The sequence below is a fragment of the Streptomyces sp. DSM 120436 genome, assembly GCF_055778765.1.
This window is the reverse complement of the sequence record NZ_JBSKBS010000002.1, coordinates 562,053-575,273: the sequence shown is the minus strand read 5'-3', so window position 1 is coordinate 575,273 and position 13,221 is coordinate 562,053. Positions and strand designations below refer to the sequence as shown.

Below are 13,221 nucleotides of genomic sequence, written 5' to 3'. Positions count from 1 at the left end.
CGCCGGGAGCATGAGGCACGTGGGGGCGTCTGTACGATGTCCGCTCGGGAAACGGGCGGCGGCGGAAGGGGGGGGGCGGGGCGTGACTGAGCAGCAGCGTCCCCGGCGGCGGGGGCAGGGCGAGCTGGAGGCGCTGGTCCTGGCGGCGCTGCGGGAGGCGGACGGCCCGGCGACGGCCGGCTGGGTGCAGGAGCGCCTGGGCGGCGGCCTCGCCTACACGACGGTCGTCACGATCCTGACCAGGCTGCTGGCCAAGGATGTGGTCGCCCGGGAACGGGCGGGCCGGTCCTTCGCCTGGACTCCGGCCTCCGACCCTGCCGGTCTGGCCGCTCACAAGATGCGCCGGGTGCTGGACGCCGAGAGCGACCGGGAGGCGGTGCTGGCCAGCTTCGTCACCGGTCTCGGCCCGGATGACGAACGGCTGTTGCGCGAACTGCTGGGCCAGCCCCGGAGTGAAGGGGAAGACTGAGACCTCATGGGGGCGTTCGTCTTTCTGCCGCTGGTCCTGCCGCTGACGGCCTGGCCGATCGCACGCCTGGCCGAGCAGCATCTCCACCCGCGCACCGCGACCAGGTTGCTGACCGCGGTGGCGGCGACGATGGCGGTGTGCAGCACGGTGTGCCTGGGGCTGGTGATGGTGGTCGGCACCGCCCAGCTTCCCGGCAACCCGCTGCCCGACGGCTGGTCGGACCCCGAGGTGCGGGCGGCGGTCCCGTACGACGAGGTCGCCGGCAAGGCGGCGATCCCCGCCCTGTGCATGGTGCTCGCGGCGTGCGGGCGGACGCTGTGGCGGCACGGCCGGGTGCGCCGTCGTGCTCACCGGGCGCTGGCCGGACTGCGGGAGACGGAGGCCGCGGTCCTGCCGGACGACGTGCCCTACGCCTACGCGCTGCCGGGCGGTCGGCGGGATCGCGTGGTGGTGACCACAGCCCTGCTGGACTGTCTCGAACCGGCCGAGCGCCGGGCGCTGTTCGCCCATGAACGGGCTCACTTGGCCGCCCGCCACCATCGTTTTCTGCTCGCCGTCCAGCTGGCCGCGCGGGCCAACCCCTTCCTGCGGCCGCTGCGCACGGCGGTGGCGTACACGGCGGAGCGGTGGGCGGACGAGGAGGCGGCTCGGGCGGTCGGCAGCCGCCGCACCGTGGCGTATGCGATCGGCAGGACGGCCCTGGTGTCCCGGGGCGCTCCGGTGGTCACGCTGGCGGGCTTCGCCGCGGCCGGCCCGGTGCCGCGCAGAGTGGCGGCCCTGCTCGGACCTGCTCCGGCGGTGCGCCGCTGGCCGTCGGTGTTCACCTCGGTGGGTCTGGCGGCGTGGGGTGCCGCCGTGGGGGCCGTGGTCTCCGCGATGTCGTCCGCGAACTCCGCCGTGACGATGGTCCTCATCCTCCACGCGGCCACCCCTCTCTGACCCGGGCGGGGGTGTCAGGTGCGGCCGGTGAGCACGGCGAGTCCGGCGACGAGCCCCACGAAGGCCGGCAGCGCGAGCAGGCAAGTGGGCAGCGCCAACCAGTCGGTCAGGATGTTCGCCAAGGCCGGCCCGCGGCCTTCCCCGTCCAGCCGACGGCCCCGGGAGCGGCCGACGCGGCCCGCGGGGACGGCGATCAGCGTGCACCACGGGGACGGGCCGACGAGGATGCCGGGATCGATCCGGGCGGTGCCGGTGGCGAAGTCCGTGAGGAACGCCACTCCGCCCAGTGCGAAGAACGCGCTGATCTTCGCTGCCCGGTTGCGTCCCGCGAGCGCCCGCGGCGCCTTCCCGGCTGCCGTCCGCACATCGTCACTGCTGCTCACGCTCGGTTCCTCAAGGCGTCCGCACCCTGCGCGCACGTCGGGCGAGGGGTGCTGCGGTCTCGTCGTTCCGGCGGCGATGAGGCGGCCCCTCCCCTCCTTGTCTCTACAGGCGTGTAGAGTTCACCCGTTCGGCGGCCATGGGGGTCGTAGGTCCGGGCGCAACGGACGGACGCGATCGAGGCTGAGGAGTGAGCGCCAGTGAGCGGAACGGGAAGGCGGCGCGCGCCGGCCGGAACGGAAAGAGTCCGGCTGACGAGGCGGGGGAGGGTCCTGGCGTGGAGCGCGGGTGTGTGCTCCGTGCTCGTCCTCGGTGTCGCGGGTGTCGGCGCCTGGGTCTACAAGGATCTGGACGACAACATCCAGGGTGCCGACGTCGACGACAAGCTCGGCGGCGACCGTCCGGTCAACCTCAGCCCCGGCTCGAAGAACATCCTGGTCGTCGGCTCCGACAGCCGCGACGGCGACAACGCGAAGTACGGCAAGGGCCTGACCACCATGCAGTCGGACACGCTGATGGTCGTGCACGTCCCCGCCGACCGGAAGTGGGCCACCGTCGTCTCGCTCCCGCGCGACTCGTGGGTGGGGATACCCGCCTGCGACAAGGGCGACGGCACCACGTCCGCCCCGCACCACGCCAAGATCAACGAGGCGTTCGCGATCGGCGGCACCAGCGGCGAGGTCGCCGGGGCCGCCGCCTGCGCCATCAAGACCGTCGAAGCCGGCACCGGCCTGCGCATCGACCACTTCGTGTCCGTCGACTTCCAGGGCTTCAAAGGCATGGTCAACGCCCTGGACGGCATAGAGGTCTGCCCGGAGCAGGCCATCCACGACGAGAAGGCCCACCTGGACCTGGAGGCAGGCTGCCAGACCGTCAGGGACGAGGCGGCGCTCGGCTACGTACGCGCCCGCTACAGCATCGGCGACGGCTCCGACACCGGGCGCATCGGCCGCCAGCAGGAATTCATGCAGGCACTGGTCGAGAAGGCGCAGTCCAAACTCACGAGCCCGAGTGCGCTGTACGGCTTCCTCGAGTCCGCCACCGAGTCCCTGACCACGGACGAGGACCTGGCCGGCGTCAAGCCGCTGTACGGCCTCGCGTCCGAACTCAAGGGCATCCCCGCCGACCGCCTGACCTTCCTCACCGTGCCGAACTACCCGCGCGAGGCCGACGTGCCCACCGACAAGGCCAACATCGTGTGGCAGTACCCCCAGGCCGCCGACCTGTTCACCGCCCTGGCCAAGGACCAGGAGGTCGACAAGAAGCAACTCCGGGCGGACGCCGAGACCCCTGTGTACGCCTCCTCCGTGCGTGTCCAGGTCCTCAACGGCACCGGTGTTTCCGGGCGCGCCGCCGCCGTCGCCGAGAAGCTGCGCGAGGCCGGCTTCACGATCGTCGGCACGGGCAACGCCCCGGCGACCACCCGCACCACCACGGTCAGTCATCCGCCGGGCCTGGACGACCGGGCCGAAGTGCTCGCCTCCCGGCTGCCCGGTGTGCGGGCCGGGCAGGACACGGGCGCTGCCGCCGGCACTGTGACCCTGGTCGTCGGAACCGACCTCGATCCCGAGGGCATCCGGTGAGGCGACCGAGTCCGAGCCCCGAGCCAGGCGTCCGCAGTGTTCCCTTCGGCGGCCGGCCGGGCGATCTCGGTGGAGTCGAGGGCGCGGTCCCACGGGGCCATGAGACCTCCGTACGTGCCGGGAGGATGCCCGGACCCGGGTGCTCCGGACAGCGGTTCTTCCACAGCGAGTAGAAGTTGTCGGCGGGGGGGTGGGGAGAAGTGCCTGCCCACCCCCCCGCTTGTGCGTCCTCCACCGCCTGCCGGGGCCTGCCGTCAGCCCTCGTCCTCCTCGTCGCCTTCGAAGAAGTCACCGACCTCGTCGACGACTTCGGCCGCGACCATGCCGCCGACAACGCCGGCAACGCCGACCGCCAGACCGGCGGCACCCGCGGCGACGACGGTCCCCATACCGGGACCGGATCGGTGGTGGTCGTCGTGGTGATGGTCGCCGTGACCGTAGTGCCCGCCGTGTCCCCCGGCGTACGGGCCGCCGTGGCCGTAGGCACCGTGTGAGGCCCTGTGCTCGACCAACTGGCGTACCCGGTCCTCGACGTCAGCGTTCCAGTCGCGGGAGTCGTGGTGGCCGACGGTGAACCTGGCCGGCGCGTCGTGGCCGCCGGAGAGGGAGCCGCCACGCTTCGTCGGCGACCTCCACGGTGACGTCGTCCTTCTTGACGCCGGGGAGCTCCGGCTCCCTCACGTACGCGTCCTCGGTGTCCTCCACGTCCGCGAGCGGGCCCGCGGGGCGTCCTCCGCCTCGGGGAGAGGGCGGGGGAAAGGGGAACGTGGACCGCATGAGCCGGTCCACACGGGCCCGCAGACTCCTCGAGCTCACGCAGCGGTGAGCGCCGGAGCCTCCGTCGGCCGGCCACCCCCGTGCGGCGCCGGGGCCACGGGGGCGCCCCGGCGCCCGCTGTGAGGGAGGCGGCCGGCTACAGGGACCAGCCCAGGACCGGGCCGTCCTCCGCGCCGCCCCGTGCGCCCACGCTCTCGACGTCGCGCTCCGCGAGGTCCAGCAGCTGCCGGCCCAGGTCGCGCAGGGCGCGGCCCGCCGCCAGTTCGTCGCCGATCTCCGGGACGTCCGGGTCCGCCGGGTTCCGGTGGGCGGCGCCGTGACCGGTGAGGGTCGTCGTCCCGGTCTCCAGGGTGGCGCGCGCCTTCGTCGTTCCCTCCTCCTCGAAGAGGTGGACGCGGGTCTTCCATTCCAGGGTGTGCGACATGACTGCCTCCTCAGCCGGGGTGGTCCGGGGTGTGCCGGCCGCTCCACGCCCGCATCCGGCTCCGGCGGACGCGGGACACCGGGCCGACGGTCCCGGTACCGGTGCCGTGGGACCGGGTACCCCGGCACCGGCGGCACCGGTACCGGTCACGGGTGGGCGGCCCGGCCCTCGGGCTCCGCGGGTGCGGGGGCCGCCCCGGCCGGACGCGGCCGCGTGTCGTCGACCCGGTACGACAACTGGTCGACGACCGTGACCACCCCGTCGAGGCGGCTCGCCGCACGCACCGCCACGTCGCTGTCGCTGCGCCGCTCCACCTGGCCGGTCAGGGGCACCGCCCGCCCCACCTCCGGCTTCCGGTTCCGCGACGGCCGCCTGACCCTCGCCAAGATGACCGACCCGCTGGACATCGTGTGGTCCCGCCCGCTTCCCCAAGGCGCATCGCCGTCCACGGTGACGGTGTCGCAGGACGCGGCCGGGCGCTGGTTCGTGTCCCTGCTCGTGGAGGATCCCTCGGTGCGGCCGCTGCCGGCCGTGAACAGGGCCGTCGGGATCGACGCCGGGCTGACGCACCTGCTGACCCTGTCCACCGGGGAGAAGATCACCAACCCCAGGCACGAGCGGCGCGACCGGGCCCGCCTGGCGAAAGCCCAGCGGGCCCTGGCGAAGAAGGCCAAGGGCTCGGCCAACCGGGCCGAGGCCCGCCGCAAGCTCGCCGAAATTCATGCCCGGATCGCCGACCGCAGGCGGGACCACCTGCACACACTGACCACTCGACTCGTGCGTGAGAACCAGACGCTCGTGATCGAGGACCTGACCGTGCGCAACCTGGTCAAAAACCCGGCCCTGGCCCGCGCCATCAGCGATGCTGCCTGGGCCGAGTTCCGGTCGATGCGGGAGTACAGGGCCGCCTGGTACGGCAGGGACGTCGTGGTCGTCGACCGCTTCTTCCCCTCCAGCGGGCTGTGCTCGGACTGTGGCGCTCTGCAGGGCAGGATGCCGCTGCACGTGCGTACCTGGACGTGCGCCTGCGGGGCGGTGCACGACCGGGACGTGAACGCAGCGAGAAACCTTCTGGCCGTCGGGCTGACGGTGTCTGTCTGTGGAGCTGGTGCAAGACCTCAACGGAGCACTCCGGGCGGGCAGCCGGCTGTGAAGCGGAAACCCCAGCGGGCGACCGCTGGAACCCCCCGCTTCTAAGCGGGGGAAGAAGTCGACGCTGAACCTCCTCACAGCGCGGGGTGTCGCCGGCGGGACGGGGGCCCGCCGGGAGCGGTTGCTTCCAGCTTCCGGCGGCCGCCGTGCGGATTCCAGGGCCGCAGGGGGCCGGGAACAGGGCCGATCGGCCCAGTTGTCCGAGATGCCGTCGTTGTGAACGGCCCGCCGGCCCACCGCCCCGTCACCCCGTCGGCTCACCACCCGTCGGTCCGTCGGCCCCCGCGTTCCGGCCCGGTCGGGGCCTGTCGGGCCCGGGGGCAGGGCCTGGTAGCCCCTCCCCGCCCGCCACCGCCCCGGCGACGCTGGGCGTCGGCGGGGGACGCTCCGATCGAAAGGTGCTTGTCATGGAGTCGCCGGTAGTCGTCGGTGTCGACGGTTCCGCCGAGAGCCTGGCGGCCGCCGCGTGGGCGGCCCACGAAGCCGCGCGCCGTGGAGCCGGCCTGCGGCTGCTGCACGTGCGGAGCCGGCACCCGCGGCGGAACGGCACGGATCCCGCCCGGTCCGCCGACCACCGCCTGGCCCGGCGGGTCCTGGAGAAGGCGGCCGAACACGTCCGTGCCGTCCGGCCGGACGTACGGGTGCACGAGGTCCAGGCCGAGGGGCCCGTGGCCGCCGCCCTCGCGCGGGCCGCGGAGGACGCCGATCCCCTGGTCCTCGGCTCGCGCGGGCTCGGCCGGGTCGCCGGTCTCCTCGTCGGTTCCGTCTCGCTCGGCGTCGTGGCCCGGGCCACCCGTCCCGTCGTCCTCGTACGCACCGACGCTGCGGGGGAGGAGACGGGACCGTACGGGGAGGGCCGGCAGGACGTCGTGGTCGGGGTCGACGTCATCGAACCCTGCGACGAGGTGCTCGCCTTCGCCTTCGAGGCCGCCCGTCGGCGCGGTACGCGGCTGCGGGCCCTGCACGCCTGGCGCGCGCCCGACCGGCTCACCCTGGGCGCGGCCGACGCGGGCCCGGCCGGTGACCAGGAGCGGGCCGGGGAGTGGCTGCGCTTCCTGTCCGCCGTGCTGCAGGTGTGGCGGGACAAGTACCCCGACGTCCAGGTCCTGGAGACGGTGGCCGAGGGCAAGCCCGCGGGCGCCCTGCTCAAGGCGGCCTCCGACGCGCGGTTGCTGGTCGTCGGGCACCGGATCGCCGGCCGGTCCGCGCTGCCGCGGACCGGTCCCGTCGCCCATGCCATGGTCCATCAGGCCCGCTGTCCCCTGGCGGTCGTACCGCACGGCTGGCATGCGGACGACCGCGGGTCCACGTCCCTCCCGTGACCGGTGTCGGCACGCCCGCACGCCCGCCTGGTACGGCGTCGGACACCTGCCCGGCGCCGTGGGCGTCCCCTTGGACGCCGGTGCTGCTCGGTCCGGTGCCCGGCTGACCGCCCCCGGCCTCCGGGGGACGTGCTGACCGGCTGTCAGGGCACGGTCGCGGCCGTCCCCGTGACCGGCGCGTGCGGTCCCGCTTCGACGGCGCCACTTCCACGCCGCCGGACGGGTCCGTCCCCGTCCGGCCGCCGGCGACCACCCGTCCCCACCCGGTCCGGGCGGGCCCGGGACGCGGGGTCCAACGGCCCGGGCGGGCGGGACCGGCGGCCTCTGCCGCGGGGCGGCCCGCGCCGCGATCGTGGGCAGCGGAGGGGCCCGCCGCGGAAGGGTCCCGCAACGGGAGGCGGAACCCGTGCTCCGCGCCGTCACCGTGGGCCACGGCGGCTCGTCCGAGAGTCGTGCCGCCGCAGAGTGGGCCGCCCGTGAGGCGCTGCTGCGCGGCCTGCCGCTGCGGCTGGTCAACTCAGGGAGCCGGTCCCCGGGCACACCGCCGAGTCCGGCCTCCTGGCCGACGGCACCTTCCGGCAGCGCGCCGAGCGGCTCCCGCGCGAGGCAGCCCGCCTGTACCAGAAGCGGGCCGCCGAGGAACTGGACGCGGCCCTGGCGGCGTCCCGGCCGGCCTGGAGGCGCGCCCCCGCACGGTCGAGGGCCCCGCCCGGAAGTCCTCGTCGACGCCTCCCACACGGCCGGCCTGCCGGTCGTCGGCGCCCGCCGCCACGGGGACCGCCCGGGCCCCCGCCTCGGCCGCGTCCTCCACACGGCCCTCCACCGGTCCGCCTGCCCGGTCGTCGTGGTCCCGCACGGAGAGAAGCACGGAGAGGAGCACGGAGAGGAGGACTGAGGGCGGGCGGCCCTCCCCGCCGGCCGGGGCCCTCGCCGCGCCGCTCCGCGCGGCACGAGGGCCCCGGCCCGCGGGTGGCCGTACCGGCATCGCGCCCGACCTCGACCGAAAGCGCCCCCGGCCGGACGGCGCCCCGCAGATGGCCCACGCGGCCCTGTCGGGACCCCGGCCTCCCGGGGAAGCTGAGGAGGGTACGCACCCGAAGGAACCCCCCCAGGCGCCCCCAGGCGCCCCAGGCATTCCGGAACCACCCGACGCGGAAGGACACCACGATGTCCGTCGACACGCCCCAGGCCTCCGCCCCTCCCCCAGCCTCCGGCCGGGGGGACCCCCATCTCGCTGCGCTCGGCGAGGACGAGCTGAGGACGCTGGACGCGCACTGGCGCGCCGCGAACTACCTGGCCGTCGGCCAGATCTACCTCATGGCGAACCCCCTGCTCACCGAGCCGCTGCGCCCGGAGCACGTGAAGCCGCGGCTGCTCGGCCACTGGGGCACCTCGCCGGGCCTGAACCTCGTCCACACCCACCTGAACCGGGTGATCCGGGCCCGCGACCTGGACGCCCTGTGCGTGTGGGGGCCCGGGCACGGCGGGCCCGCGGTGCTGGCCGGGTCCTGGCTGGAGGGGTCGTACACCGAGACGTACCCGGACATCACCCGGGACGCGGCGGGGATGGCGCGGCTGTTCAAGCAGTTCTCGTTCCCCGGCGGCGTCCCCAGCCACGTCGCTCCCGAGACCCCCGGCTCCATCCACGAGGGCGGCGAGCTCGGCTACTCCCTGTCCCACGCCTACGGCGCCGCGCTGGACCACCCGGACCTGGTGGTGGCCTGCGTGATCGGCGACGGCGAGGCGGAGACCGGCCCGCTGGCCGCCTCCTGGCACTCCAACAAGTTCCTCGACCCCGTCCACGACGGCGCCGTCCTGCCGATCCTGCACCTGAACGGCTACAAGATCGCCAACCCCACCGTGCTCGCCCGCGTCCCCGACGACGAGCTGGACGCGCTGCTGCGGGGCTACGGCCACGACCCCCTGTACGTGACCGGCGACGACCCGGCCGCCGTTCACCGGGCGATGGCCCGCGCCATGGACACCGCCCTCGACCGCATCGCCGCCCTCCAGCGCGCCGCACGTGAGGACGGCGCGACCGGACGCCCCCGCTGGCCGATGATCGTCCTGCGCACCCCGAAGGGCTGGACCGGGCCCGCCGAGGTCGACGGGCAGCCCGTCGAGGACACCTGGCGCTCCCACCAGGTGCCGCTGCCCGGCGTCCGCGACGACCCCGGCCACCTGCGGCAGCTCGAGGCGTGGCTGCGGTCGTACCGGCCGGAGGAGCTGTTCGACGAGGACGGCCGCCCCCGGGCCGACGTCCTGGCCTGCGTCCCCGAAGGCGCCCGCCGCCTCGGCTCCACCCCGTACGCCAACGGCGGGCTGATGCTGCGCGAGCTGCCGCTGCCGCCGCTGGAGCGGCACGCCGTCCCCGTGGACAAGCCGGGGGCGACCCGGCACGAGCCGACCCGGGTGCTCGGCGACCTCCTCGAGGACGTGATGAGGGCCACCGCGGACCGGCGCGACTTCCGGCTGGTCGGCCCCGACGAGACCGCCTCCAACCGCCTGCAGGCCGTGTACGCGGCCAGCGGCAAGGCGTGGCAGGCCGGCACGCTCGACGTGGACGAGGACCTCGACCGGCACGGCCGGGTGATGGAGATCCTCTCCGAGCACACCTGCCAGGGCTGGCTGGAGGGCTACCTCCTCACCGGCCGGCACGGCCTGTTCTCCTGCTACGAGGCGTTCGTGCACATCGTCGACTCGATGGTCAACCAGCACATCAAGTGGCTGCGCGTCACCCGCCGCCTGCCCTGGCGCGCCCCCATCGCCTCGCTGAACTACCTGCTGACCTCGCACGTGTGGCGCCAGGACCACAACGGCTTCTCCCACCAGGACCCCGGCTTCGTCGACCACATCCTCAACAAGAGCCAGGAGGCGGTACGGGTCTACCTGCCGCCGGACGCCAACACCCTGCTGTCGGTCGCCGACCACTGCCTGCGCAGCCGCGACTACGTCAACGTGGTCGTGGCCGGCAAGCAGCCCTGCTTCGACTGGCTGTCCATGGAGCAGGCGAGGACGCACTGCGCGCGCGGCGCCGGCATCTGGGGCTGGGCGGGCACCGAGACCGGCGACCGGGAACCCGACGTGGTGCTGGCCTGTGCGGGCGACGTCCCCACCCAGGAGGTGGTGGCGGCCGCGCAGCTGCTGCGCCGGCATCTGCCCGAGCTGGCCGTGCGGGTCGTCAACGTGGTCGACATCGCCCGTCTGCTGCCCCGCGAGGAGCACCCGCACGGCATGTCCGACTTCGAGTACGACGGCCTGTTCACCGCGGACAAACCGGTGATCTTCGCCTACCACGGCTACCCGTGGCTGGTCCACCGGCTCGCCTACCGCCGCACCGGGCACCAGCACCTGCACGTGCGCGGCTACAAGGAGATCGGCACCACGACCACGCCGTTCGACATGGTGGTCCGCAACGACCTGGACCGCTACCGGCTGGTCATGGACGTCATCGACCGGGTCCCCGGCCTGGCGGTGCGGGCCGCCGCGGTACGGCAGCGGATGGAGGACGTCCGCCTGCGCCACCACGCGTGGATCCGCGAGCACGGCACCGACCTGCCGGAGGTCGCCGACTGGACCTGGGACGGCTGACCGGGCCGCGCGCTCCCCGGACCGGCGCATACACGCACGGGGTACTTTGCGGGTCCTTTACAGTTGGCGTGGAAGCAGCCATTCTGCTTCCACACATCTTCGTACTGTTGGAAAAGGAGCGACGGTCCCCCGATGGGTGATCCTCCCAGTAGTAACCGTGCCACCACCCGCAGTCCGCGTCATGCGGCCCGACAGGGAGCGGGGGTGGCACGGTGACCGAGGTCCTGCTGCTTCTGCTCGCCCTGCTGCTGACGCTGGCCTGCGCGGTGTTCGTCGCGGCCGAGTTCTCCCTCACCACCGTCGAGCGCGCCGAACTCGAGCGCGCCGCCGCCGCCGGTGAGCGCGGTGCGGCCGGAGCGCTGGCCGCCGTACGCCGTCTGACGGTCCAGCTGTCCGGCGCCCAGCTCGGCATCACCGTCACCTCCCTGGTGATCGGCATGCTCGCCGAGCCGTCCCTCGCCGCCCTGCTGCGCGACCCGCTGCGGGCGGCCGGCCTCGGCGCCGCCGCCCCGACCGTGGCCACGCTGCTCGGTGTGGCGCTGTCCACGGTCGTGCTGATGGTGATCGGCGAGCTGGTCCCGAAGAACTGGGCCATCTCGCGTCCCGCGGCGGTCGCCAAGGTCGTCGCGGGACCGCAGCGCGCCTTCACGGCCGCCTTCGGCCCGTTCATCAACCACCTCAACGGCACCGCGAACCGCTTCGTGCGCCGCTTCGGCCTGGAACCCGCGGAGGAGCTGGCGTCCGCCCGCACCGCCGAGGAGCTGGGCGCGCTCGTCCGGCACTCCGCCGCCGAGGGCGCCCTGGAGGCGGACTCCGCGGAGCTGTTCGTCCGCACCCTGCACCTGAGCGAGCTGACCGCCGAGAACGTGATGACCCCGCGCGTCGACGTCTGCGCCCTGGAGGTGCACGCCACCGCCGCCGACGCCGCCGTGCTCAGCCACGCCACCGGCCTGTCCCGCTTCCCGGTCTACCGGGACAGCCTCGACGAGGTCGTCGGCACCGTCCACATCCGGGACGTGCTGGCCCTGGAGCCGGAGCGGCGCGCCACCACGCCCGTCACCGAGCTGACCACGCCGCCGCTGCTGGTCCCCGACAGCCTCCCCGCCGACCGGCTGCTGGAGCGCATGCGCGCCCACCGCGCCATGGCCGTCGTCATCGACGAGTACGGCGGCACGGCGGGCGTCGCCACCGTGGAGGACATCGTCGAGGAGGTCGTCGGTGAGGTCCGCGACGAGCACGACCCCGTCGAGGTGCCCGAGCTGGCGCCCGCACCGCCCACGGCCGACGGCCGAGCGGTCTGGGAGGCCGACGGCGGTCTCCGTCTCGACCGGCTCACCGACCTGGGGCTCCCCGCCCCGGACGGCCCGTACGAGACGGTCGCCGGACTGATCGCCACCCGCCTGGCCCGCATCCCCGTCGCCGGCGACTTCGTGGAGGTCGACGGCTGGGTGCTCGACGTGCTGGCGGTCGAGCACCACCGCGCCGACCGCATACGCGTCACCGCCCCGGCCGTCCTGCCGGCCGCCGAGGTCATGGAGGAGGCCCGATGACCGTCCTGCAGCTCGCCATCGGTGTCCTCACCCTGCTGACCAACGCCTTTTTCGTGGGCGCCGAGTTCGCCCTGATCTCGGTGCGCCGCAGCCAGATCGAGCCGCGCGCCCTCGCGGGCGAGAAGCGCGCCCGGCTGACCCTGTGGGCGCTGGAACACCTGTCCGCGATGATGGCCACCGCCCAGCTCGGCATCACGGTGTCCTCGCTGGTGCTCGGCGCGGTCGCCGAACCGGCCATCGCGCACCTGCTGGAGCCGCCCTTCGAGGCGGTGAACGTCCCGGACGCCCTGGTCCACCCGATCGCGTTCGTCATCGCCCTGACCCTCGCCACGTATCTGCACATGCTGATCGGCGAGATGGTGCCGAAGAACATCGCGCTCGCCGCGCCGGTGCCCAGCGCGCTGCTGCTGGGCCCGCCGCTGGTGTGGCTCACCCGGGCGCTGCGGCCCTTCGTGTTCGGCATCAACGCCTTCGCCAACGTCCTGCTGCGGCTGCTGCGGGTCGAGCCGAAGGACGAGGTGGAGTCGGTGTTCACCGACGACCAGCTCGTCCGGATGGTCGTCGACTCCAGCGAGGCGGGACTGCTCACCCCGGCGGACGGGGAGCGGCTGCGGGACGCGCTGGAACTGGGCACCCGCCCGGTCGGCGAGATCCTCGTCCCGGCCCGGCGGATGCACACCGTCGACCACACGGTCACCCCGACGCGCCTGGAGCGCGTGGCCGCCGAGGCGGGCCTGTCCCGCTTCCCGGTCACCGGCCCCGACGGCGCGCTCCTGGGCTACCTGCACATCAAGGACACCCTCGGCGTGACCGAACGGGACCGGCCGTTCCCGCTCACCGCGCTGCACAAGGTCACCCGGGTCCGCATCGACACCCCGCTCGACGACACGCTCACCGCGCTCCGCGCGGAGGGCAGCCATCTCGCCGCGGCCGTCGGCGAGAACGGCAAGGTCATCGGCTTCGTGACGATGGAGGACGTCCTGACGGAACTGGTCGGCCCGGCGGCCCCGGCCCCGGCCTGACCTCCCGCGCC

The 13,221-nt window shown here is 74.2% G+C and carries 11 protein-coding genes and 1 pseudogene; 8 read left to right on the top strand and 4 right to left on the bottom strand.

All coding sequences use genetic code 11. The annotated features are described in order from the left end of the window. Positions 1-82: 82 nt before the first annotated feature. Positions 83-469 (top strand): BlaI/MecI/CopY family transcriptional regulator, encoded by a 387-nt coding sequence (locus ACWH4W_RS24480; RefSeq protein WP_473078011.1) that lies wholly within the window; start codon positions 83-85, stop codon positions 467-469. A 6-nt stretch (positions 470-475) separates the two neighbouring features. After that, a complete protein-coding gene (locus tag ACWH4W_RS24475) occupies positions 476-1,408 on the top strand; it encodes a M56 family metallopeptidase (protein WP_473078010.1) in 933 nt (310 codons plus the stop codon). Positions 1,409-1,422: 14 nt separating this feature from the next. Here the strand turns inward: ACWH4W_RS24475 and ACWH4W_RS24470 are convergent, their stop codons facing one another. Beyond that, positions 1,423-1,791 carry a hypothetical protein gene (locus tag ACWH4W_RS24470; RefSeq protein ID WP_473078009.1) on the bottom strand — a complete coding sequence of 123 codons (369 nt, stop codon included), beginning with the start codon at positions 1,789-1,791 and terminating at the stop codon, positions 1,423-1,425. Between the two features lie 198 nt (positions 1,792-1,989). On the opposite strand from ACWH4W_RS24470, the gene ACWH4W_RS24465 reads away from it, so the two are divergent. Next, positions 1,990-3,372, top strand: coding sequence for an LCP family protein (locus ACWH4W_RS24465; RefSeq protein ID WP_473078008.1), 1,383 nt, complete (start codon positions 1,990-1,992; stop codon positions 3,370-3,372). Between the two features lie 254 nt (positions 3,373-3,626). Here ACWH4W_RS24465 and ACWH4W_RS24460 read toward each other — a convergent pair. The 3 genes and pseudogenes from ACWH4W_RS24460 to ACWH4W_RS24450 all read right to left on the bottom strand — a co-directional run. Continuing rightward, positions 3,627-3,992: pseudogene (locus ACWH4W_RS24460) on the bottom strand (sporulation protein); the annotation flags it as partial. A gap of 293 nt (positions 3,993-4,285) precedes the next feature. Continuing rightward, entirely contained in the window at positions 4,286-4,573 is a 288-nt protein-coding gene (locus tag ACWH4W_RS24455; RefSeq protein ID WP_473078007.1) for a DUF1876 domain-containing protein, read from the bottom strand. A 146-nt stretch (positions 4,574-4,719) separates the two neighbouring features. Then, a complete protein-coding gene (locus ACWH4W_RS24450; protein WP_473078006.1) occupies positions 4,720-4,863 on the bottom strand; it encodes a hypothetical protein in 144 nt (47 codons plus the stop codon). Between ACWH4W_RS24450 and ACWH4W_RS24445 the strand changes: the two genes are divergently transcribed. The 5 genes from ACWH4W_RS24445 to ACWH4W_RS24425 all read left to right on the top strand — a co-directional run bounded on the left by ACWH4W_RS24445 (position 4,823) and on the right by ACWH4W_RS24425 (position 13,210). Then, complete coding sequence (locus ACWH4W_RS24445; protein ID WP_473078005.1) at positions 4,823-5,770, top strand: RNA-guided endonuclease InsQ/TnpB family protein; 948 nt, start codon at positions 4,823-4,825, stop codon at positions 5,768-5,770. The two genes, ACWH4W_RS24450 and ACWH4W_RS24445, sit on opposite strands and share 41 nt — an antisense overlap. A 362-nt stretch (positions 5,771-6,132) precedes the next feature. After that, positions 6,133-7,047 (top strand): universal stress protein, encoded by a 915-nt coding sequence (locus tag ACWH4W_RS24440; protein WP_473078004.1) that lies wholly within the window; start codon positions 6,133-6,135, stop codon positions 7,045-7,047. Positions 7,048-8,214: 1,167 nt separating this feature from the next. Further along, positions 8,215-10,638 (top strand): phosphoketolase family protein, encoded by a 2,424-nt coding sequence (locus ACWH4W_RS24435; protein ID WP_473078003.1) that lies wholly within the window; start codon positions 8,215-8,217, stop codon positions 10,636-10,638. Positions 10,639-10,850: 212 nt separating this feature from the next. Continuing rightward, positions 10,851-12,188, top strand: a complete 1,338-nt coding sequence (locus tag ACWH4W_RS24430) for a hemolysin family protein (RefSeq protein WP_473078002.1) — start codon at positions 10,851-10,853, stop codon at positions 12,186-12,188. Next, positions 12,185-13,210: a hemolysin family protein gene (locus ACWH4W_RS24425; protein ID WP_473078001.1), complete on the top strand. Its 1,026-nt coding sequence runs from the start codon at positions 12,185-12,187 to the stop codon at positions 13,208-13,210. Before ACWH4W_RS24430 ends, ACWH4W_RS24425 begins: the two co-directional genes overlap by 4 nt. The last annotated feature ends 11 nt before the right edge of the window (positions 13,211-13,221 follow it).

Coding starts and splice junctions, on each gene's coding strand:
- ACWH4W_RS24475 (WP_473078010.1), top strand. CDS start 476: ATGGGGGCGTTCGTCTTTCTGCCGCTGGTCCTGCCGCTGACGGCCTGG.
- ACWH4W_RS24455 (WP_473078007.1), bottom strand. CDS start 4,573: ATGTCGCACACCCTGGAATGGAAGACCCGCGTCCACCTCTTCGAGGAG.
- ACWH4W_RS24440 (WP_473078004.1), top strand. CDS start 6,133: ATGGAGTCGCCGGTAGTCGTCGGTGTCGACGGTTCCGCCGAGAGCCTG.
- ACWH4W_RS24435 (WP_473078003.1), top strand. CDS start 8,215: ATGTCCGTCGACACGCCCCAGGCCTCCGCCCCTCCCCCAGCCTCCGGC.
- ACWH4W_RS24425 (WP_473078001.1), top strand. CDS start 12,185: ATGACCGTCCTGCAGCTCGCCATCGGTGTCCTCACCCTGCTGACCAAC.